This window comes from Nocardia sp. CA-151230 (assembly GCF_050942175.1).
In the GTDB taxonomy this organism is placed as follows: domain Bacteria; phylum Actinomycetota; class Actinomycetes; order Mycobacteriales; family Mycobacteriaceae; genus Nocardia.
The window spans coordinates 118,406-139,518 of sequence record NZ_CP192061.1 but is presented as its reverse complement, the minus strand read 5'-3'; the positions used below and the strand labels follow the sequence as shown (position 1 = coordinate 139,518).

Below are 21,113 nucleotides of genomic sequence, written 5' to 3'. Positions count from 1 at the left end.
GAGTCACGGACAACGGTGCACTCTACCGTCGGCCCGGAGGTTATCGGCGGGTATCCGGTTCAACTGGCGTGTATCTCGGCCTTACCGTCGTGGAAAACGATGGTGCCGTGCTGAAAAGCCTGCTGCACTCCGCCCGCTATGGGCGTTTCGTCGGAGGTGGGAAAGCCGAGTGCGCCAGCGGGTCCCGCCGCGCCCTCGTAGGCGCCGCCGATCATGGCGCCCACCGGATGCGCGCCGGTGGCCGCCGACCACACCACCCGCCCGCCCCGGAAGTCCTGCGCCGCACCACCGGCCAGCGGATACTCCGAGGTCAGGCAGTCGCCCAGCCACGACTTCGTCAGCGCCACAGACTGAATCGCGCCTGCCGCGGCGCAGTCCGGCTTGGTCGCCTCCACGCCCAGCGCGGCCGCCGCCTGCGGCCAGGACTGCCGCATCTCGAAATCCCAGTACGGCCAGGAATGCGTGCCGGAGGGCCGGTAGTTCACCTGCACCGGAATGCTGAGCTTGTTCAGCTTGGCGATGAACTGCTGAGAAGAGAAGCGCGACAACACTTCGAGGGCCATGCCGACCCAGTTGGTGCTCACGCCCGGAACCCCGGCCGGAATGTCGTGGACGCCCGCGAGGCCGCTACCGCTGGACACATACAGGCTGAGGCCCTTCAGTTTTTCCGCGAGCGCGTAGGGATCGTGCGATTCCCATTCCGCGTCGGTGGGCGGGCCGTACATGGCGTCGGCGTTGTAGCCGCCCGCGTCCCGCATGGCGTACGCGATCGCCTGCGGCATACCGAGAGTCGTCAGCGTGAGGAAGCCGGAGAAGGAGGCGGCGTAGCGCACGAATCCGGGGTTGCGGGACGCCAGCGTCATAGCCGCGGAGCCCCCCATGGAGAGCCCGGTCAGGCCCCGCACATTCGTGGTGCGCCAGTCGCGGTCCAGCAGCGGCGGTAATTCCTTGGTGAGGAAGGTTTCCCATCTGTAGGTCTTGCCGTTGTCGGGCTGCTTCCAATCGGAATAGAAACTGGCCGCGCCGCCGACGGGCAGGACGACAGTGATGTTCTTGTCGGCGTAGAAGCCTTCCGCCCCAGCATCTTTGGTCCATCCGCTCTGATCGTCGCTCGCGCGCAGGCCATCGAGCAGGTAGAGCACGGGAAATTTGATGTCCGGCTTGGCTTTCCAGTCTCTGGCCAGGAGCAGTTGCACCTGGATCTGCGCGCCCATGGCGGGGGAATCCACCCACAGGGCCACGCGTCTGTCGCTCAGCCACACCACATTTCGAATATCTGGTTTGGTGGGCTTCGCCGGATCGCCCGTTGGTGGCGCGGCCCCCGGTTCCGCGAATGCCGTTGCGCCCCCACCGGCAACCCCACCCGTCAGCAAGGCTGTCGTGGCTACCGCGAGCGCGACCAGCCCTCTGCGGCCGCCCCTCCCCCATCTACCAATTGCCACAGCTGTCACAGTAGGTTTCTACCGCGTCGCGGCGAATGATGGGGAGGCATAAAAGAACCGGCCACCCTGTCGGATGGCCGGTTCATTCGTTCACGCTATCGCCCGGGGCGACCAGCGGTCGTTCCTACTAGGCGAGACCCAGCGCGCTCAGCATCTGCGGGCGGGCCTTCACCAGCTCGTCGTGCCAGTAGCGCCACTTGTGGGTACCGGTCGCGGTGAAGTCGAACTGGGCCGGAACGTTGATCTGACCCAGGCGCGCCTGGAAGGCACGGGTGTTCACGCTCGCCAGCGCCTCCAGTGCGATGGCGTTACCGGTGTTGAAAACGTCTGCGGCGGAACCGACGCCGTCGTACGGACCGGGGATGCCGTTACCGGACGAGATGTACATCGGCAGGCCCTTGAGCTGCGGTGCGAACACGAACGGGTCCATGCGCAGCCAGGCCGGGCTCCACGGCGCGGCCATCGAGTCGACGTTGAAGCGGCCGGCGTCCAGCATGGCCAGGCGGATGGCCTCACGCATGCCCGGCGCGGACAGGTTCAGGTAGCCCGACATCGAGGTGGCCTGCTTGAACATGTCGCGGTGGTAGGCGGCCATCATGAGGGCGGCCGAACCACCCATGGACAGCCCCGCGATGGCGGTGTTGTTGCGCGAAACACCGTAGCCGGAAAGGAAATCGGGGAGTTCCCTGGTCAGGAAGGTCTCCCACTTGTAGGTGTACTTCTGACCGTTGGTGTTGGACGGCGACACCCAGTCGGCGTAGAAGCTGGACTGACCGCCGACCGGCATGATGACGTTCACGTCGTCGTTCGCGAAGATGCCGGGGGCGTCACCCTCATCGGCATTGGCCCACGCATTGCGATCGTCGCGGGCGCGCATGCCGTCGAGCATGTAGACCGCGGAGCTGCCGCCGTTCTTGGCCCACTGCACCTGGACCTTGATCGGGCCCATGCTGGACGGCACCATCAGCTCTTCGAAACTGCCCGGAATACCGCGGTGCATCGGGCCGAACGCCGGGGCGGCCGAGGCGATGGACGGGACGGCCAGGGAGGCGGTCGGGACCGCGAGCGCCGCTGCGGTGACGGTGGCCGCGACAAGCCGTGTGCGCCAAGCACTCTGCGCACGGCGTCGCGACGAAACTCCTCCCGGCACGGCGGACCTGCCGAAACGCATGGATATTGCTCCTTCTCTACCGCAGCACTGCGCTGCTGCGGTGTCTTAAGTTGTCAATCGCGCACCCCGAGCATGACAAAGCCATGCGCGGACACGCGCAATCACCACTCACAGCGAATCCCGACACTTCCTGTGAGTGAAGCGCTACCACGGATTGGTCACACTTGCTCGCTGGAGGGTATTCGACGCTCCGAGCGGTTGGCAAGGCCACGCTAATGAGTGGCTGGTTCAGTGAATCACTCAGTCACTGTCGCATACGACCGTAATGGTGCGGTGACCATATCGCGAATCCCTCGTGATGTCGCGGCAACGTGCAAATCCCTTACGCCGCAAGCAACCTTGGCGGTTTCCCTCAGCCGAGGTTGACACTCAGGTCCGGTAGCATCTTGTAGACCTGATCCGACCAGTAGGGCCAGGCGTGCACGCCCTCGGGGGTGTAGTCGAACACCGCATTGCTGGGGCCCAGGGAGTCCATGCGTGCCTCGAACGCGCGGGTATTCGCAAGTGCTATCGATTCCAGACCCATCCCAACCGTCAGGTTGTACGCGTCCAGCGGCGTTTGCACGACATCCCGCGAACCGGGAACACCGCTGCCGCTGGAGATCCACATCCGGGTGCCGTGGTCCCGCAACATCGGCGCGATTTCGAAAGGATCGTTGCGCAGCCACAATTCGCTCCAGGGCGGCCCCCACATGGCGTCGATGTTGAAGCCGCCGGCGTCCAGCAGCGCCGCCCGCAGGGCCTCCCGCATACCCGGTGCCGAAATATTCAAATAGCCGGAATACGATCCGGCATAACGAAACTGGTCCGGGTGATAGGCCGCCAGCACCAGGGCCGCACTGCCACCCATGGACAGCCCGAACACCCCGTTCCCGCGCGGATTGAAGCCCAGCCGGGCGGCCAGCGCCTTGCGCAGGTCCCGGGTCAGGAAGGTCTCCCAGGCATACGGGACGGTCTGGCCATTGGTGTCGGACGGGGCCACCCAATCCGAATAGAAGCTGGACTGGCCGCCCACCGGCATCACCACATTGATGTTCCACGCGGTGAGCGCCCGCTCGATATCGGTGTTGATCTCCCAGCCGGAAAGGTCGTTGCGGGCACGCAATCCGTCCAGCGCGTACACCACGCGGCGGGTATTGCCGTCACGGGCGCGGAAGATGCGCGACTTGATCGGGCCCATGTCGGAATCGACCCAGAAGTCGTAACCGCCGGGATCGAATGACGCATGCGCAGGCGCCATCGCCCCGATTGTCCCAGCCAGCGGAACCGTCACGGCCACAGCCAAAACCGCCAAAACCGCCCGGACCGAACCGACCATTGACCGCTGCACCCACTCGCGTACCCGAACAGACCGCATCGACTCGCCTTTCACGAGCGTGGTCTTCGATGACCACATCCGAAATGCAGAAACTGTTGTCGCAGGATCTTCTTAGGCGCATATTCGGAGTCGCCGGGCGTCGAAACACCGCCCGCGACCAAACCGTGATGGATCACCGGCTCGGTGCGAAACAGACGACGGCCGCCGTCCGCGAGGACGGCGGCCGCATCCGGGGGTCGGGCCTATCCGATGTGCGCGGACATATCCGGGATCATTCGATAGGCGTCGTCCTGCCAGTTCGTCCAGGCGTGCAGCCCGGTGGCCGGAAAGTCCCAGACAATGTTCTGCGCGCCCAGTGAGAGCATGCGGACCTGGAAGGCGCGAGTATTGGCCAGCGCCAACGTTTCCAGCGGCGCACCGCGGATCAGCCGGTCGGCCGCCACGCCGAGCGGGATGTTCAGATCGTCGGGCCTGGGCGCGCCACTGCCGGCGGAGATCCACATCCGGGTGTTGTTGGCGATCAGGGTGGGCGCGAAGACGAACGGGTCCATGCGCAGCCACTGCGGCCCCCACGGCGGGGCCATGGAGTCCACGTTGTAGCCGCCCGCGTCGAGCATGGCGCCCCGGATCGCCTCGCGCATACCGGGCGCCGAGATATTCAGGTAGCCGGAGTACGAACCGGCGTAGCTGAAGAAGTCGGGGTGGTACGCGGCCAGGGTGAGCGCGGCGCTGCCGCCCATGGACAACCCGAACACGCCGTTGCGATACGGGTTGAAGCCCAGGCGGTTCTGCAGCTCCCAGCGCAGGTGGTTGGCGAGGAAGTCCTCCCAGGTGTAGCGGTAGCTCTTGCCCGGGCCGCCACCCATGGACTCGGTGACGCCCGACCCGGTGCCGTACGCCGCGGAGCCGGTGCCCGGCGCGGCGCCGAAGAACGAGCTCGGCGCATCCCAGTCGGCGTAGAAGCTGGACTCTCCGCCGATCGGCATCACCACATTGATGTTCTGGTCCGCCAGCACCTCGGCGACATTGGTGTTGATCTCCCAGCCGCTCAGATCCTGCTGGGCGCGCATCCCGTCCAGGACGTAGGCGACGCGCTGGGTATTGCCGTCGCGAGCGCGCAGGACGCGGGTCTTGATCGGGCCCATGGACGGGGACTCGACCCAGAAATCGAAGATGGCCGGGTCGAACGCCGCGGTGGCCGGTGGCGATTCGATCACCACCATCAGGGGCACCAGTAGGGCGGCAGCGGCGACGCCCAATACCTTCCGTGTGAAGCCTCGAACCCGCATCGACCCAGCCCTTCTCGTGTGAGCAGAACATTGATCACGCAGAACTGATCTTCGGTACAAATCTTCGGTACAACCTGAGTATCGGATGCCCAGCTGGGCGTGTCCGGTGCGGTCGCTGCGGCGAGTCGCGAATCGATCCTCGACGATTCGGACCCAGCCCTCAGCGATCCAGGGCCACGCGCAGGTCTCCCAGCCATTTCCGCTGTGTATCCCGTGCGGATGCGGAATCGGGGGCCGACAGCTCGAACATGTGCCAGGCACCCGGCACCTTGCACACCGTAACCGAAGTACCGCAATCCATGAGCCGGCGTGCGTAATCCAGCGCCTCGTCACGCAGCGGATCCAGGTCGCAGACCAGGACGAAGGCGGACGGAAGACCGGACAGACAGAAGTTCGGGCGCTCGGGCATCGCGGCGAGGACGTCCGCGAGTTCGGGATGGACGGCCAGGCATGCGAAAAGCCCCCGCCGGAGAAGGCGGGGGGCTTTCTGCAGTGCCGAGAGCCGGTGCTGTCAGCCGATATTGGCCGAGAGGTCCGGCAGCATCCGGTAGACCTCGGCGTTCCAGTTGTTCCAGTTGTGGACACCGGTCGCCGGGAAGTCGTAGGTGGCGTTGCCGGCGCCCAGGGACGCCATCCGGGCCTGGAACGCCCGGGTGTTCACCAGCGCGAGGGCCTCCAGCGGCATGCCCTGGAGCACCGACATCACACCCGAGACGTCACCCGGACCGGGCAGCGCGCTCGCGGCCGAGATCCACAGCCGGGTGTTGTTGGCCTTCAGACGCGGCGCGAAGACGAACGGGTCCATGTGCAGCCACTGCGGCCCCCACGGCGGAGCCATGGAGTCGACGTTGTAACCGCCGGCGTCGATCATGGCGACGCGAATGGCCTCACGCATGCCGGGCGCGGAGATGTTCAGGTAGCCGGAGTACGAGCCCGCGAAGCTGAACTGATCGGGGTGGTAGGCGGCCAGGGTCAGCGCACCGGAACCACCCATGGAGAGACCGAAGACGCCATTGCGGGTGCGGCTGAAGCCGAGCCGGCTCTGCAGCGCGCTGGGCAGGTCCTGGGACAGGAAGGTCTCCCAGGTGTAGCGGTAGCTCTTGCCGGGGCCGCCACCCAGGATCTGGAAGGCGCCCGAGCCCGAGGACGAGCCGGAGGCCGAGCCGGAGGACACCTTGGAGGAGCCGGAGGACGAGCCCGCGCCATCGCCCACGCCGAGCACGCTGCTGGGCGCGTTCCAGTCGGCGTAGAAGCTGGACTGGCCGCCGATCGGCATCACGACATTGATGTTCGCCGCGGTCAGCGCATGCGCGATGTCGGTGTTGATCTCCCAGCCGCTCAGGTCCTGCTGGGCGCGCATGCCGTCGAGGGCATAGACGACGCGGGAGGTATTGCCGTCGGCCGCGCGGAAGACGCGCGACTTGACCGGGCCCATGGATGCCGAGTCGACGTAGAAGTCGAACCCGTCGGGGTCCAGTGCCGCGTTCGCTGTGCCGACGCCCACCGCCGACACCCCGAACGGCAGTGCAATCGCCAGCGCCAGTCCGACCACGGAATTCTTGAGCCAACCGCGGGATCTCTGACGTCTATCGCCTCGCATTTATTTGTCCGGCCTTTCCAATCGTTCGGTCTCAACGTGTGCTCGTAACCACGTTTGAGGTCTCGGCGACCCTATCGCGCGAGGGCCAACGAGACGTTATCGGATCGTGACAAAAGTGACGAGCGCCACTGTCGGCGAGGAATGTGGCGCACATCAGCGCCAGCTTGCGACTCGAGAGTCGAATTCCGCCCCCACAGACTCATGCACATCAACTATCACTCCACATTGCGCGAACCACATTGCGCGACTTCAGCATCCCCGATAACACAAGGCGAATACCGAAGGCGCGCTGCGACTCTCGAAACTCTCAGAGAACTCACCGCCGGCCGGCCCGGTTCACCCGATGTTCGCGGACAGGTCCGGGAGCATCCGATTCAGCTCGGCTTCCCAATTGCGCCAGTTGTGCACACCCACGGCCGGGAAGTCGTACACGACATTGCCGCCACCCAGTGCCGCCCAGCGGGCCTGGAAGGCCTTGGTGCCGACCAGGGCCACCGCCTCGATGCCCATGGCCTCGATGGTCGAGGCATTGATGGCGTCGGTGGACGCGGGCAGGCCGCTGCCCGCCGAGATGAACATCTTGGTGCCATTGGCCTTCAGCTTGGGTGCGAACTGGAACGGATCCAGGTGCTGCCACTTGAGGTCCTTCGGCCCGGCCAGCGCGTCGACGTTGTAGCCGCCGGCGTCCACCATGGCCAGCCGGACGGCGGTGCGCATTTCCGGCAGCGACAGGTCCAGCGCACCGGACATCGAACCGGCGTAGGCGAATTGGTTCGAATGGAAGGCCGCCATCATCAGCGCGGAACCGCCACTCATGGACAGGCCGAAGATGCCGTTGCGAGTCGTGCTGAAGCCCAGGCGATCCCGCAGCGCGTTGGGTAGATCGGTGGTGAGGAAGGTTTCCCACTTGTAGGTGTAGGACTTGCCGGGACCGCCGGAAAGTGCCTGGGTGGCACCGGATCCGGACTGTACGGAGGCGGTGCCCGCCGGAACGCCGAGGAAGGTGCTCGGCGAGTTCCAGTCCGCGTACCAGCTGGATTGGCCGCCGACCGGCATGACGACATTGATATTGGCGGCCGTCAGCGCATGGGCGATATCGGTATTGATCTCCCACCCGTTGTCGTCCTCGCGCGCACGTTCACCGTCCAGCGCGTAGACCACCCGGTTGGTATTGCCGTCCGCCGCACGGAAGACGCGCGACTTGATCGGGCCCATGCTCGAATCGACGTAGAAGTCCATACCGTCCGGACCGAAGGCGGCTTGCGCGGCGGGCGCGTCCAGGACCGACACCCCCATCGGCACCATGGTTGCCAGTGCCAAGGCCAGCACCGACTTCCGCAACCAGCTCCGCGCCCCACCGTGAACCGTCACGCCCCGCATATTCGGCCTTCCGTCCGTGCGCCCCGGGCCCCCCGTCCACCCGCCCGGGTTCGTATTGCGACAACCGTTGTCGCACAGCGGGTTTCTGGTCGGCGTCGGGAGTACTCGCGGAGCTTATCGCGAAACCCACACCGGGGTGTTACCAAATCGAGATAGCTAACCACAACTCGCAGCCCTGAACGTGACGTTTCGGTCAAAACCCCTCACGGACAAGCGAAGACCCCGCATCCGGCCAGGATGCGGGGTCTTTTCACACGTGCAGTGCGCGGATCACCTCGGCGGCGCGGGCGGCGCCGGCTGGGTCGGATCCTCCAGATGGCAGCGCTGGATCTCGTACTTCGGCACCCGGTCGATGCGGTACTTCGCGAAGTCGAGCGCCTGCATCAGGTTGTGCCGCCAGCGGTCGAAGGTCAGCGGCGCCCGCGAGGAAGCCAGCATCGCCTGAGTATCCGGGCAGGACAGCGCCGTTCGGGCCTGGTCGCCCCACTTCTCGTCCAGGAACCACGGCATCCACGGGTGCCGATCGACCATGCCGGTATCCACGACCACCCAGTCGGGGTAGAGGTTCTTGTCGTGCCCGATACGGCCGTCGGTGAGCCGATCGGTATGCGAGGCAAGCGGATACGCCAGACCCATCTGGTCGATGACACGCACGTCCAGCGGGACGTTCATGCTGGTCATGCCCAGATTCAGGAAGAAGACCACGTGCTCGCCATTGCCCTCCGGCACCGGCGCGGGCACCAGGTACCAGTTCGTGAACGAGGGCGAGTTGAGCAGCAGCGCACCGTCCGGCGAGTTGGCGATGTCCCGGACCATGGCGCGCATACGCGGATAGTCCAGGTAGTCCTCGGCGCGGATCGGGTGGTCGTGACCGGTGTTGAGCACGTAATAGATGCGCTCGTCCACAATGCCGTTGGCGCGGATCTTGGTCCCGGTGGTGATGGCGGTGGTGTTCGCCGCGAACAGCGCCCAGCCCGCCGTGCCCACGAAGGCGGCCGCCACCAGTACGAAAGCCCAGTCCAGGCCGCGCATTCCGGATTCACCCCGGCCGAAGCCCCGCGCGGGCCGCAGCGGCAGCACCGACACCGGCAGGAGCAGCAGGAACAGCTGCGGCAGCAGCATGCGGCCGTGCATGAAGTCGCCGCCGACGCGAACCTCGTAGACGGTGAGCAGCACACCGCTGCCGACCATGAGCGTCACGATCGCGGCGGGGGTGTGCAACCACACGCTGAAACGGTGAATCCGGGCGCGCCAGTTCTCGTCTCCGGCGCCGGCGGTCACGTCTGCCGCGGCCGGATGCTCGGCCCGGCGCTGCCGGACCAGCACGATCGCGGCGATCGCCAGCACCAGCAGCGGCAGCCACAACCAGTACGGGCCCACCAGGTCCCACATGTAGATGACGCCCTGGTGCCACTTCGCGCCACCGGCGTCCTTGGCCACGGCGGTATTCGGATAGGGCAGACCGTAGTAGCCCATCCGCCAGACTTGATATCCCAGCGGCACCAGGCCGGCCACCGCCACCACCAGGCAGCGGAAAACCCAGGGCCGCAGCCGGGTTTGCGGCACCGGCGCGCAGAACAGGATCAGCAGCGCCAGGCCGCCGACCACCGTCATCTCCGGCCGCACCAGCGGCGCCAGCCCGGCGAAGAACACCAGGCCGAAAAAGCCTGCGGGACGTACCCGTTCGGCCTGACTCCAGCGAATCAGCCCCCACCACAACACCGCCAGCCAGAAGATGACCAGGCAGTTCTCCAGTCCGGAGGTGGCGTAGTCGCGGGCCGGGGGCAGCGCGATGTAGACCAGTGCGCCCGCGGGCACCAGCAGCGCGGACCGGGTGCCGCCCCACAGCCGGGCCGCGCCCAGCATGGCGAACGCCATGGCCAGCACCGACAGCGTGAGCGTGATGGCGAGCACCACGTACTCCAGCCGCATGTCAGTCAGCCAGCTGAAGAACCAGACGACGTAGGTCCAGGCCGCGCTGGTATTGGTCTCGACGCGTTCGCCCGCATTGAAGACCGGACCGTTGCTCGCCATCAGGTTTCGCACCGTGCGCAGGACGATCAGGCCGTCGTCGGCGATCCAGCGCCGCTGCCACGCGCCGGCCGCGAACAATGTCGCGGTCAGCACGATCCCACCGATGAACGTGGCGCGGGATAGTCGCGAGAAGCGTGCGGAGGCATCCGCACGCCGACGGGCGCGACCGACCGGCAATTGTGCCGTCGGCGCGCCCGTCTCTCGCTCTTCTCCCTCTACCACGTCAGGTGAGATAGACAGCGACACCCAGGGCTCCGATCAAGGCGACTGCGAGGAACTGGAGGACACGGTCCCCCAGGGCGATCTCTTCCGGCTCACCCGCTTCGCCGCCGTCGACGTCCACCGCGTACCGCATGATGGCGATGACGAACGGAATCATGGAAATGGCGAACCAGATGGTGTCCTTGGCGCGATCCTGCTCGAACGCCCACAGACCGTAGAACACGACGACCGCGGTGGCGGACAGGGTCCAGACGAAACGCAGGTAAGTCGGCGTGTAGTACTCCAGCGACTTCCGGATCTTGGCGCCGGTATCGAGCGCGATCTTCAGCTCGGCGTAGCGCTTTCCGGCCGCCATGAACAGCGAACCGAACGCCATGATCAGCAGGAACCACTGGGACAGACGGATATCCGAGGAGACGCCACCGGCGACCGCGCGCAGCAGGAAGCCCGAGGACACGATGCAGATGTCCAGCACCGCCTGGTGCTTGAGACCGAAGCAGTAGGCCAGCTGGATGCCGATGTACACCGCCATCACCACTGCCAGATGCCAGTTCGCGGTGAAGGACAACAGGATCGAGCCGATCAGCAGCACCGCCGACAGCCCGTAGGCCAGGTTCACCGGCACCACGCCGGCCGCGATGGGCCGGAAACGCTTGGTCGGGTGCGCCCGGTCGGCCTCCACGTCGAGTGCGTCGTTGACCAGGTAGATGCCCGAGGCGGCCATGCAGAACACCACGAAGGCGATGGCGACGTGCCCGAGCACCGACAGGTCGGTGATCACGAGCGTGCCGCCGGCGGTCTTCCCGGCGGCCAGCGGCGCGGCGAGCACCAGCACGTTCTTGATCCACTGCCGGGGGCGCATGGCCTTGATCAAGCCGCCGCCCAACGTCTTCGGCGGTCCCTTGATGACCGCCTCTGCTAGGTCGGTGCTGGTCGGCTCTTCGCTCATGTCAACGATGGCGCTTTCCTGGGTCACTTGGCGAGTCTCTTTTCGGCGGCGAGCACGGCTGCGGCTGATGCTGCGCCCAGCGCGGAACCCGCGAGCACGTCGGAGGGGTAATGCACGCCGAGGACGACCCGGGAGAGCAGCATCGGCGGGACGAGCACCGCAGGCAAGGGTAGCCCGGTGAGCCTGCCCAGCAACACAGCCGCCGCCGTGGTGGAGGTGGCGTGCGAGGACGGGAAGCTGAGCTTCGACGGCGTCGACACGTTGACCTGCACGGACGGATCGTGCGGGCGGGGGCGGCGGACGATGCGCTTGATGACCACCGAGGCGGCGTGTGCGCCGAACGCGCCGACGGCCACGCCCGCCCACTGGCGGCGGCGCGGTTTGTCGAGCAGCGCTCCGGCCGCGGCGATGCCCAGCCAGCCCAGCGAGTGCTCACCGAAATGCGACATACCGCGCGCGGCCTTGACGACCGCCGGGTTCTGCCCAATGGTGCCCTGCACCAGGTTGATGATCTTGACCTCGGCCGGGGACGCGACCGGGGCCGCCGGCGCGTCCGGGACCACGTGCAATCCGCGGTCCGGGCCGGAAGCTGGCTGTGCAGCGGTCATTTGGGCTCATTCCTCGAATGGGTACTGCCGGAATCAGTGTCGATACCGAAGACGTTCTCCCACGCGGCCTTGCTCGTGAGATGCGCGTGCGCGCGACGATACTGCTCACGCACCTCCGGGAAGCGCTCGGCCAGCTCCTTGCGCAGCCGCATCGCTTCCTTGAACAGCTCCATGGCCTTTCGCGGATCCCGCTTACGGTAGACGACTCCACGGCCGTCCGCGGTGGTAACGGTGACACCGTCCACCTGCGAGAGCAGGAACCAGCGGGCGTCCAGAGTCGGTACGTTCAGCTGCGGGGTCTCGTGGTGCTTCGGGTTGGCCTTGCGGAAGTTGTGCAGCACACCCTTGCCGAGCCGAGCCACCTTGGCGATCGGATTGCCCGGCTCGCCGACCGCGCCCACCTCGGCGTGCGAGGCCAGCGGCAGTTCGGTGGAGGACGGCACGATCACCGCGTCCGGGTACTCCTTGCGCATGGCGTGCACCTTGCCCAGCGCGGTCGGCAGCAGCTCGAACAGCTTGTCCGGTCCCGCCAGGTAGTCGCGGATCGCCTCGTTCTGGATGGCGACCGTCGAATACTCGAGGCACAGCAGGTGTTTCAGCGTGGCCTTGATGGTGTTGACCACCATCGGCCGACCGTCGTTGGGCAGGTGCAGGGACGCCACCACCAGGCGGTTGCGCAGGTGGAAGTAGGCCTGCCAGTCGATGGCGTCGTCCTTGTCGGACCAGGCCATGTGCCACACCGCCGCACCCGGCAGGGTGACGGTCGGGTAGCCGTGTTCGCGTGCGCGCAAACCGTATTCGGCGTCGTCCCACTTCAGGAACAGCGGCAGCGGCTGCCCGATCTCCTCGGCCACCTGGCGCGGGATGACGCAGGTCCACCAGCCGTTGAAGTCGACGTCGATGCGCCGGTGCAGCAGCTTGGAGTTGTCGCGGTCGCGCAGCGGGTTCTTGGCGAAGTCGTGGTCGTACTCCACGTTCGGGGCCGCGGTCCACATGAAGATGGAGCGGTCCACCACCTCGCCCATGACGTGCAGGTGCGAACGCTCCTGCAGGTTGAGCATCTGGCCACCGGTCAGGATGGGCGACTTGGCGAACCGCGAGAAGGCCAGCGCGCGCAGGATGCAGTCCGGCTCGATCTCGATGTCGTCGTCCATGTAGACGATGTACTCGGCGTCGGTGGTCTTGAGCGCCTCGTACATGACCCGGCTGTATCCGCCGGATCCACCCAGGTTGGGCTGGTCGTGAATGGCCAGCCGGCCGGCCAGGCGGGCCGCGGCCTCGGTGAAGCCGGGCTCATTCACCACCTTGCGGGTGCCCTGGTCGGGAATGATGACGGCCTTGATCTTCTCCAGCACCAGCGGGTCGGAGCCGAGGGCGGTCAGGGTTTTCACCGCGTCGGTGGGGCGGTTGAAGGTCGGCATGCCGACGGCGATGCTGCCCTCACCCGGCGCCTCGATCGGCGCGTACCAACCGCCGCTGCGCATTTCGACATGGCTGTCGGTGGTGATGTCGAACCAGATCCAGCCGCCGTCCTCGAACGGGCCCAGATCCACCTCGAACTCCACGAAGGCGGCGGCCGCCGCGCCCTCACCGGGCGTGCTGAACTCGTTGCCCTGCACGTAGATTCGCGAACCGTCGGCCTTGGAGCGGTACACGTCCACGCGACCGTGGCCGGACAGCTCCAGCTTCAGCACCACCGACTTCAGCACGCTCCAGCGCCGCCAGTAGCTGGCCGGGACCGCGTTGAAGTAGGTGCAGAAGGAGACCTCCGACTCCGCGCCGATGGCCAGCGCGGTGCGCGTAATGGCATGCGCGCGACGGGAATTGGTCTCGGATTCCTCGAGGTACAGCTTGCGCACGTCCAGCGGTTCACCCGGCCGGGGCAGGATGATGCGCTGGAGCAGGGATACGGCGCGAGTCTCGGTGGTCATGTCTTCCCGCGTGAGTTGGGCGGTCATTCGGCGGCTCGATCCTGCGGGAGTTCCCGCACCCCGTCGGCCTGATCAGCGGGCTGCGCAGTGTGGCTCATCAGGCCTCCTGATCCACCAGCGGCGCACCGGATTCCAGGTGCGGGCGCAGCACATTGTCGAACATGCTGAGCGCCGCGCCGATGGCCATGTGCATGTCCAGGTACTGGTAGGTGCCCAGACGGCCACCGAACAGCACCTTGGCCTCGGTGGTCTCGGTCTTGGCACGCTCCCGGTAGGCCAGCAGCTTGGCGCGGTCGTCGGGGGTGTTGATCGGGTAGTACGGTTCGTCGCCGGTCTGGGCGAACCGCGAGAACTCGCGCATGATGACCGTCTTGTCGGTCGGGTAGTCGCGCTCGGGGTGGAAGTGGCGCGGCTCGATGATGCGGGTGAACGGGACGTCCGCATCGTTGTAGTTCATGACCGAGGTGCCCTGGAAGTCACCGGTTTCCAGCACTTCGGTCTCGAAATCGATGGTGCGCCAGCCGAGCTCGCCCTCGGCGTAGTCGAAGTAGCGGTCCAGCGGACCGGTGTAGACGACCGGGGCGTCCGGGTTCTGGGCGCGGATCTCGTCACGCACCTCGAACCAGTCGGTGTCCACGCGGACCTCGATGAGGTCGTTCTCGGCCATCTTCGACAGCCACGCGGTGTAGCCGTTCTTCGGCAGGCCCTCATAGGTGTCGTTGAAGTAGCGGTTGTCGAAGGTGTAGCGGACCGGCAGGCGGGTGATGATGCCGGCGGGCAATTCCGTGGGATCGGTCTGCCACTGCTTGGCGGTGTAGTCGCGGATGAACGCCTCGTAGAGCGGGCGACCGATCAGCGAGACGGCCTTCTCCTCGACGTTGGTGGCGTTCTGGGTGTCGATCTCGGCGGACTGCTCGGCGATCAGCGCGCGGGCCTCGTCCGGCGTGAAGTAGCGGCCGAAGAACTGCGACAGCAGGCCCAGGCCCATGGGGAACTGGTAGGCCTGCCCCTTGTGCATGGCGAAGACGCGGTGCTGGTAGCCGGTGAACTCGGTGAACTGGTTGACGTAATCCCACACGCGCTTGTTCGAGGTATGGAACAGGTGGGCGCCGTACTTGTGGATTTCGATGCCGGTTTCCGGGTCCGCCTCCGAGTACGCGTTGCCACCCAGGTGGTAGCGGCGTTCCACCACCAGAACTCGCTTGCCGAGCAGGTTGGCGGTGCGTTCTGCGATGGTCAGCCCGAAGAAGCCGGAGCCGACGACGATGAGATCGAACGGGGATGCGACGGTCACGGGTGCCCAGACTACCGGCATGGCCCGGGGGCGCGCGTGGGCTCCGGCGGGGCGGGTCGACAGGGGCGGGGCGTGACCGATGCCACGGTGTTGCGGTGGACTCGGCTCGAACCCCGCGAGGATAGGCCGACGAGTGACACAAGTCATCCCAGTGAGCGAGAACGGTCGCAAGATTTTTGCGCAATGTTCACGAAATCGCTGACAGCTGGGTCACGAGGGCTGTATTACATATCGACTCGAATTGTAAAACCGACCAGTTCGTTGCCGTGTGCTAAGCGCGGCCGTGCCGTTTGCTCGACCCCGGAAGAACAAGTACATGCGCCTCGCTCGTTTCGCTCCACTCGTGGGAGCGCTCTCCATCACCGCCGTGCTGAGCGCGGCCGCCCTGATCCCGGACGCGGCCACCGCCCGCGCGGACGAGGGCGACACCCTCGCCGCCTCCGCAGTCGCCGATGGCGATGGCGTCTGCGGCAAGCCCGCCGCCACCTTCGACGACGTCATCACCGCGGCCGCTACGGCCATTCGCACCGTCGTCCCGGCCGAGCAGCAGGCGGCCTACGACCAATCGGTCAATGATTTCCGGCAGAACGTCGCCTCGATCCACGTGCACCGCAACGGTTTGCCGCTGAGCCCGGACGAGGTGAACGACCGCACCCAATTCCTGGACGACCCGATCGTCACCTACATCGTCAACAACCTCGACGCCATCAAGACCGGTCGGCTGCACCAGACCATCGCGGTCTCTCAGCTGAAGGTGCGCGACGTGGTCGAGGTGTTCATCCTCGCCACCCGGATCGTGAAGATCCCGGCCCAGTTCGCCACCAGCTTGGTGCCGACCGTCGGCTTCGTGCTCAAGCCCATCGTGGGCGCGCTGTTCAACGGCGTGAAGTCACTGGCGCGTGCGGTCCAGTCGCAGCTGTCGCTGGGCTGCAATGCCAATGGCGTCTACCAGAAGCTGCAACTGGACCTGCCCGATGAGCACGTGGATGTACCGCAGCCGCTCATCGATCTGGCCAACCAGCTCACCAAGGCCGACGGCAGCTGTACCCCGCTGGCCGAGCTCAAGACGTCCGACCTGGTCGAACGCACCCGCAACTTCCTCGCCACCAGCGGCGCGCTGCCCGTCGACGCCGCGACCGTGAACGCCAATGCCGATGCGCTGCAAGGCTTCCTGCAGAGCAACCGGGTCGCCGACGTCATGATGATGCGCCGCACCGAGCAGCTCGGTCCGATCGTGGACTCGTTGGACTACGGGCCGCTCACCTTCCTGGCCAACCTGGGCTTCGACATCTACGAGGGCCGGGCGCTCGACACCGTGGCGCTGGGAGATGTGAAGGTGGAGAACGTCTTCTCGCTCATCACCCTCGCGCTGGACACCACCAGCCTGCTGCTCACCGTGGGCAATACGGTGGCCGGCTTCACCGGCGTCGCCTCGACGGTGCTGACCCCGCTGAGCATGGCCGAGACCATCGCGTTCGCGCCCACCACCTACGGCGCGCCGATCCTGCGCGGTGTCATGCAGTCCATGTGCGCGGCCTGACCCGGCATCGATAGGGAACAGCCGCCCGGCCGAAACACCGGGCGGCTGTTCGCTTTCCGGTCAGTGGACATGCAGTCCGAATTCAGAGGATGAGCACACCTGCCCGGCCACTGTGCGCAGACACGCGCAGGCAATACGATTCGTCCGGTGCCGGGCCGGTGACGACGGCAGCCCTTTCGGCCATGACCGAAAGGGCTGCGGAAGTGGGTTCCGGCTACAGCCGGGTGGCGGCATACACCCGCATCGCGTCGCGGACGTACTCGGCGGTTCCCTCGCCGTGCTTGTCGTAGTTCTTCGCGAAGCGCGGGTCGGCCACGTACATGTCACCGAGACCGTTGAAGTACTGGGCGTTGACGGGTCCGCCTGTCGGGGTCCTACCGAGCCAGTCGTAGTGACGCTGCACGATCGCCTGCACCTCGTCGCTGTCGACCGGGACTCCGGCCGCGTGGGCGCGCCCGTAGTCGGCGGCGATATCCACGTGGGTCTGGAGGTGGGCCTTCTTCTCGGCCTCGCTCATGGAGTTCCACCAGCGGTTACCGCTGTCCCAGGCGTCCTTGCCCCAGCGTTCGATGACCTCGTCCCGGTACCGGGCGTGGTCGAATCCGTCGAATACCTCGTTCGCCATCAGTTGCTCACCTGTTTCCGTTTTGCGCAATGTCGTTTGCACCGAGGTGATTTGGCGCGCAATCCGGTCCTGCTCGTGTTTCAGCAATTCCAGATGGGTGCGCAGGGCGGCAGCGGTGTCCTTTTGCCCGGCGAGGACTTCGGCGATGGTCGGCAGGCCCAGGCCGAGTTCCCGGAGCAAAAGGATGCGCTGCAACCGTACGAGGGATTCCTGGTCGTAATAGCGATAGCCGTTGGATCCGATCCGGCTGGGCGGCAGCAGCCCGAGGTCACCGTAATGCCGCAGGGTGCGGCTGGTGGTTCGGGCCACTTTGGCCAATTCCTGGATGGACCATTCGGCTGTCACGTTCGGGCCTTTCGTTTCCCCTCGTTCTCCTCGACGAATTCAGGATGCAAGTTGACGGTGCGTCAAGGTCAAGCCTTGATCAGTATGCGCCCGTCCGGGGCGCGGACGACGGACTACGCGCCGTCGGTGCACTGGCTGTAGCGGATGTGCACGGACTGCTTCGGCGGGGCCGAGCTACCGAACATGGCGGCGGGCGCCGGCATCCAGTTGGTCAGCCGGGTCATGGCGTCCTGCTCGGCATCGGCGCGGTTGCTGCCCGAACCGCCGTAGTAGTAGGTGTGGTCGGCGCTCTCGGCGATGGCGCCGCAGCCGTCCCGGAACTGCACCATGATCTTGCAGCCGCGGTGCCCGCACTGGCCCAGCGCGTCGGCGTCGGAGCCGCTCCAGTTCGGGTAGTTCCAGGCCGCGCCATAGAAGGTGCCGCCGTCGGTGCTCATCGCGAGCGAGCCGTACAGCGAGCCGTCGGGTCCGCGCTCGGCGCTCGCGGTGCCGGCCCCCACCGTCGAAACCAGCACGGCTGCAGCGGAAACGAACATGGTCAGGGCGAGTTTGCCCGAAAAAGCCATTAGAAATTCTCCCCATTCGGCAGCGGCGAAAATAGCCGCTCCGGTTGCACTCCGGTGGTGCGATCACCACTGCCGGATTTCTATCACGGGCCACCGACACGGCCAAGTCGGTTTCGCGACGGAACCGGCTGCCGCGCAAAGCGTTCCGAATAGGCCATCGAATCGGTCGGCCCCGACGTGACTTGCGCCGGGTAGGCGGGCGTGAGAGGCTCCACGCGCGCGCTCCCGGACTCCCGATTTCCGCGCGCGCACGAATTTCGATATTCGGGGGATGAGGAACACCAATGTTGTCTGCGGGCCGCGCCCGAGTTCTGCACTGGGCGGCCGTGGCCGCCACCGCCGTGAGCTCCACGCTCCTGTTCGCCGGGCCCGCGGACGCGGCCGCACCGGTGGTGCTCGGCGGTGGTTCCGGCGTCTACGTCGAGGACCTCACCGATGCCAACTCGGTCAGTGAGTGCACCATCACCGCCATCGGCTACGACAACAAGAACCAGCTCGTGGGTCTGACCGCCGGCCACTGTGGCGAGGTCGGCGCGCGCATCGCGGCCGAGTACACCCGCTCCGGGGGCATCGGCGTCATCGCCGCGAAGGGCGAGGAGATGGACTGGGGCATCATCGTGTTCAACCCGGACCGGGTGAACCCGACCCGTCAGGTCGCGCAGTCGGTCATCAACTCGGTCGGCGCCCCGCCGCAGATCGGTGAGAACGTCTGCAAGAACGGCCGCACCACGGGCTTCACCTGCGGCCCGGTCTGGGAGACCAGGTCCACCTACTTCCGCAGCCAGGTGTGCGCCAATCACGGTGACTCCGGCGCGCCGGTGCTGCGCGGCGACCAGCTGATCGGCATGGTGGTGGCGGGCACCGACTTCAACGCGGGGCCGGTCAGCGTCGAGCTGCCGCTGTGCACCGGTGGCGGGAACCTGATCCACGAGCCGGAGCTGGCCACCAATATCAGCAGCGTGCTGGCGGATATCGACAGCCAGGGCGGCGCGGGCGCGGGCTTCCACGTCGCCTGATCTCCGAGACAGTTCTACGCCGCGGGGCGTGACCGGGTACTCCGGTCACGCCCCGCGGCGCATTCGGCAGGTGTTCGGTTGTGCTGTGCGGTTTTTCAGAAGCAGACGGTGAATCTTCAGTAGCCGACGGTGAACCGGGTCCGGTGGTGCGCGGGCTGCTCGATCTCGTCGAGCAGGGCGATGGCCATGTCCTCCATGGAGATCGCCGAATTGCCCTGGTCGTCGGTGAGCAGGTCGTCCCCGCCGAGGCGGTAGGAGCCGGTGCGCTCGCCGGGTTCGAACAGTGCGGCCGGGCTGACGTAGGACCAGTTCACCGCGTGCGGGGTTGTCCGGAACACCTCGAGCTGGCGGCTGCCGCCCTCGGCAATGGGCACCAGCTCGGCCGGGAAGTCCGGCTGCTCGGTGAGGGTCTTGCCGGTCCCCGCGACGGTGAGGCTGCCCGCACCGCCGATCACCAGCAGCCGAATCCCGCTGTCCGCCAAGCCTTCCAGCAGTGCGGCGGCGACCTCCGCCAGTTCGTGCTCGCGGCCCGGGGCCGGGCGGGTCGCGCTGACCACGACATCGCTGCCGGCCGCGGCCTTCTCGACATCGGCTGGATCGGTGGCATTGCCGGTCCACACCTCTACCTGCGCGGGCAGCTCCCGCAGCCGCTCGGCGGTGCGAGCGACCGCCCGCACCCGGTGGCCCCGGCTCAGCGCCTCGGCCACGACCCGGCTCCCGGCGTCTCCACTCGCTCCGAACACTGTGATCTGCATGGTCTTTCGCTCCTTATCGAGGGTTCGAATCACGCCGCGACGCGGTTCTCGGGAGTGTCGTCGTCGGTCTGCGGCGCAGGTTCCGTTGCGCGGGGCGCGGATCCGGTCTGGCCGAGCAGGGTGCCGCCCAGCGCGATGGCCATGCCCAGGATCTGCAGCGGTGCCAGCGCCTGACCGAGCGCGGCCCAGCCGATGACGGCCGCCGACAGCGGGCTGAGCAGGCCGAGGAAGGCCACCGAGGTGGCATTGGCCTTGGCGATGCCGCGGAACCACAGCGCGTACGCGGCGGCGGTGCCGATCAGGCCGAGGTAGAGGTAGCCGCCGATGGCCCGGCCGTCCAGCGCGGGCGGCGCGCCCTCGGCGATGGCGGCGACCGGCAGCAGCAGGAGTCCGCCGGCCGTGAGCTGCCAGCCCGTCATGGCCAGCGGGCCGATGCCCTCGGGCCGTCCCCAGCGCTTGGTCAGCACCGTGCCCCCCGCCATAGCGATGGCGGCCACCAGCCCGGCGATGATACCGAGCGTGTCGAGAGTGGCTGTGGCCCTGAGTACTACGAGTGCCACGCCGGCCAGCCCGATCAGAGCCGCTGCTACCTTCCGCACGGTGAGTCGCTCATTGAGGCCGAGGGCGGCGAAGCCGACCGCGAACAGCGGCGCGGCCGCGGCGAGCACCGCCGCCACCCCGCCCGGCAGTCGATAGGCGGCCACGAACAGCAGGGCCGTGAACACACCGATATTCAGCCCGCCCAGCACCAGCGCGCGTGAAATCCATTGCCCGTGCGGCAGTTTCCGCGTGATGGCCAGCAACAGCAGTCCCGCGGGCAGCACTCGCATGAGCGCGGTGAACATGGGCCGATCGGGCGGCAGGAAGGTCGTGGTGACGGCGTAGGTGGATCCCCAGACCAGCGGCGCGAGCCCGGTGAGGGCGAGCGTCCCGGCGAGTCCGGCGGCTCCGGCGCGAGCGGTGGTCATCGATAGCTCCTCATTGATAATCTCAACATTGAGATAACACCATCTGGATACCTCACCGTC

General features: G+C 66.7%; 17 protein-coding genes and 1 pseudogene. 2 read left to right on the top strand and 16 right to left on the bottom strand.

Features of this window, described 5'->3' with window-relative positions; genetic code table 11:
* Nucleotides 1-98 precede the first annotated feature (98 nt).
* The 12 genes and pseudogenes from ACQP1O_RS00625 to glf form a co-directional block, all read right to left on the bottom strand.
* A pseudogene (locus ACQP1O_RS00625) lies at nucleotides 99-1,442 on the bottom strand (alpha/beta hydrolase-fold protein); the annotation flags it as partial.
* Between the two features lie 127 nt (nucleotides 1,443-1,569).
* Nucleotides 1,570-2,613 carry an alpha/beta hydrolase gene (locus ACQP1O_RS00620; protein ID WP_433564001.1) on the bottom strand — a complete coding sequence of 348 codons (1,044 nt, stop codon included), beginning with the start codon at nucleotides 2,611-2,613 and terminating at the stop codon, nucleotides 1,570-1,572.
* Between the two features lie 352 nt (nucleotides 2,614-2,965).
* Nucleotides 2,966-3,970, bottom strand: a complete 1,005-nt coding sequence (locus ACQP1O_RS00615; RefSeq protein WP_433564000.1) for an alpha/beta hydrolase — start codon at nucleotides 3,968-3,970, stop codon at nucleotides 2,966-2,968.
* Between the two features lie 203 nt (nucleotides 3,971-4,173).
* The gene (locus ACQP1O_RS00610) at nucleotides 4,174-5,220 is read right to left on the bottom strand and encodes an alpha/beta hydrolase (RefSeq protein ID WP_433563999.1); all 1,047 of its coding nucleotides are present in this window, start codon (nucleotides 5,218-5,220) and stop codon (nucleotides 4,174-4,176) included.
* 160 nt (nucleotides 5,221-5,380) lie between these two features.
* Entirely contained in the window at nucleotides 5,381-5,668 is a 288-nt protein-coding gene (locus ACQP1O_RS00605) for an alpha/beta hydrolase (protein ID WP_433568009.1), read from the bottom strand.
* Nucleotides 5,669-5,731: 63 nt separating this feature from the next.
* Nucleotides 5,732-6,820 carry an alpha/beta hydrolase gene (locus ACQP1O_RS00600; protein WP_433563998.1) on the bottom strand — a complete coding sequence of 363 codons (1,089 nt, stop codon included), beginning with the start codon at nucleotides 6,818-6,820 and terminating at the stop codon, nucleotides 5,732-5,734.
* 336 nt (nucleotides 6,821-7,156) lie between these two features.
* Nucleotides 7,157-8,200 carry an alpha/beta hydrolase gene (locus ACQP1O_RS00595; RefSeq protein ID WP_433563997.1) on the bottom strand — a complete coding sequence of 348 codons (1,044 nt, stop codon included), beginning with the start codon at nucleotides 8,198-8,200 and terminating at the stop codon, nucleotides 7,157-7,159.
* A 270-nt stretch (nucleotides 8,201-8,470) separates the two neighbouring features.
* The gene (gene zomB, locus ACQP1O_RS00590) at nucleotides 8,471-10,456 is read right to left on the bottom strand and encodes a flagellar motor control protein ZomB (RefSeq protein WP_433563996.1); all 1,986 of its coding nucleotides are present in this window, start codon (nucleotides 10,454-10,456) and stop codon (nucleotides 8,471-8,473) included.
* Nucleotide 10,457: 1 nt separating this feature from the next.
* The gene (locus tag ACQP1O_RS00585) at nucleotides 10,458-11,405 is read right to left on the bottom strand and encodes a decaprenyl-phosphate phosphoribosyltransferase (RefSeq protein ID WP_433568008.1); all 948 of its coding nucleotides are present in this window, start codon (nucleotides 11,403-11,405) and stop codon (nucleotides 10,458-10,460) included.
* A gap of 23 nt (nucleotides 11,406-11,428) precedes the next feature.
* Nucleotides 11,429-12,013: a phosphatase PAP2 family protein gene (locus tag ACQP1O_RS00580; RefSeq protein WP_433563995.1), complete on the bottom strand. Its 585-nt coding sequence runs from the start codon at nucleotides 12,011-12,013 to the stop codon at nucleotides 11,429-11,431.
* Nucleotides 12,010-13,971 (bottom strand): glycosyltransferase, encoded by a 1,962-nt coding sequence (locus tag ACQP1O_RS00575; RefSeq protein ID WP_433563994.1) that lies wholly within the window; start codon nucleotides 13,969-13,971, stop codon nucleotides 12,010-12,012. Before ACQP1O_RS00575 ends, ACQP1O_RS00580 begins: the two co-directional genes overlap by 4 nt.
* A gap of 70 nt (nucleotides 13,972-14,041) precedes the next feature.
* Nucleotides 14,042-15,259, bottom strand: coding sequence for a UDP-galactopyranose mutase (glf, locus tag ACQP1O_RS00570; RefSeq protein ID WP_433563993.1), 1,218 nt, complete (start codon nucleotides 15,257-15,259; stop codon nucleotides 14,042-14,044).
* A 322-nt stretch (nucleotides 15,260-15,581) separates the two neighbouring features.
* On the opposite strand from glf, the gene ACQP1O_RS00565 reads away from it, so the two are divergent.
* Entirely contained in the window at nucleotides 15,582-16,778 is a 1,197-nt protein-coding gene (locus tag ACQP1O_RS00565) for a hypothetical protein (RefSeq protein WP_433563992.1), read from the top strand.
* A gap of 214 nt (nucleotides 16,779-16,992) precedes the next feature.
* Here ACQP1O_RS00565 and ACQP1O_RS00560 read toward each other — a convergent pair whose 3' ends face one another.
* Nucleotides 16,993-17,748, bottom strand: a complete 756-nt coding sequence (locus ACQP1O_RS00560; RefSeq protein WP_433563991.1) for a MerR family transcriptional regulator — start codon at nucleotides 17,746-17,748, stop codon at nucleotides 16,993-16,995.
* Between the two features lie 113 nt (nucleotides 17,749-17,861).
* Nucleotides 17,862-18,314, bottom strand: coding sequence for a DUF4189 domain-containing protein (locus tag ACQP1O_RS00555; RefSeq protein ID WP_433563990.1), 453 nt, complete (start codon nucleotides 18,312-18,314; stop codon nucleotides 17,862-17,864).
* 284 nt (nucleotides 18,315-18,598) lie between these two features.
* On the opposite strand from ACQP1O_RS00555, the gene ACQP1O_RS00550 reads away from it, so the two are divergent.
* Nucleotides 18,599-19,330, top strand: a complete 732-nt coding sequence (locus ACQP1O_RS00550) for a S1 family peptidase (protein WP_051151478.1) — start codon at nucleotides 18,599-18,601, stop codon at nucleotides 19,328-19,330.
* A 116-nt stretch (nucleotides 19,331-19,446) separates the two neighbouring features.
* Here ACQP1O_RS00550 and ACQP1O_RS00545 read toward each other — a convergent pair whose 3' ends face one another.
* Together ACQP1O_RS00545 and ACQP1O_RS00540 are read right to left on the bottom strand one after the other, a co-directional pair.
* Complete coding sequence (locus ACQP1O_RS00545) at nucleotides 19,447-20,085, bottom strand: NAD(P)-dependent oxidoreductase (RefSeq protein WP_433563989.1); 639 nt, start codon at nucleotides 20,083-20,085, stop codon at nucleotides 19,447-19,449.
* 29 nt (nucleotides 20,086-20,114) lie between these two features.
* The gene (locus ACQP1O_RS00540) at nucleotides 20,115-21,053 is read right to left on the bottom strand and encodes an EamA family transporter (protein WP_433563988.1); all 939 of its coding nucleotides are present in this window, start codon (nucleotides 21,051-21,053) and stop codon (nucleotides 20,115-20,117) included.
* Nucleotides 21,054-21,113: the final 60 nt, after the last annotated feature.

Coding starts and splice junctions, on each gene's coding strand:
- ACQP1O_RS00620 (WP_433564001.1), bottom strand. CDS start 2,613: ATGCGTTTCGGCAGGTCCGCCGTGCCGGGAGGAGTTTCGTCGCGACGC.
- ACQP1O_RS00615 (WP_433564000.1), bottom strand. CDS start 3,970: ATGCGGTCTGTTCGGGTACGCGAGTGGGTGCAGCGGTCAATGGTCGGT.
- ACQP1O_RS00610 (WP_433563999.1), bottom strand. CDS start 5,220: ATGCGGGTTCGAGGCTTCACACGGAAGGTATTGGGCGTCGCCGCTGCC.
- ACQP1O_RS00600 (WP_433563998.1), bottom strand. CDS start 6,820: ATGCGAGGCGATAGACGTCAGAGATCCCGCGGTTGGCTCAAGAATTCC.
- ACQP1O_RS00595 (WP_433563997.1), bottom strand. CDS start 8,200: ATGCGGGGCGTGACGGTTCACGGTGGGGCGCGGAGCTGGTTGCGGAAG.
- ACQP1O_RS00585 (WP_433568008.1), bottom strand. CDS start 11,405: ATGAGCGAAGAGCCGACCAGCACCGACCTAGCAGAGGCGGTCATCAAG.
- ACQP1O_RS00580 (WP_433563995.1), bottom strand. CDS start 12,013: ATGACCGCTGCACAGCCAGCTTCCGGCCCGGACCGCGGATTGCACGTG.
- ACQP1O_RS00575 (WP_433563994.1), bottom strand. CDS start 13,971: ATGACCGCCCAACTCACGCGGGAAGACATGACCACCGAGACTCGCGCC.
- glf (WP_433563993.1), bottom strand. CDS start 15,259: ATGCCGGTAGTCTGGGCACCCGTGACCGTCGCATCCCCGTTCGATCTC.
- ACQP1O_RS00555 (WP_433563990.1), bottom strand. CDS start 18,314: ATGGCTTTTTCGGGCAAACTCGCCCTGACCATGTTCGTTTCCGCTGCA.
- ACQP1O_RS00550 (WP_051151478.1), top strand. CDS start 18,599: ATGTTGTCTGCGGGCCGCGCCCGAGTTCTGCACTGGGCGGCCGTGGCC.
- ACQP1O_RS00545 (WP_433563989.1), bottom strand. CDS start 20,085: ATGCAGATCACAGTGTTCGGAGCGAGTGGAGACGCCGGGAGCCGGGTC.
- ACQP1O_RS00540 (WP_433563988.1), bottom strand. CDS start 21,053: ATGACCACCGCTCGCGCCGGAGCCGCCGGACTCGCCGGGACGCTCGCC.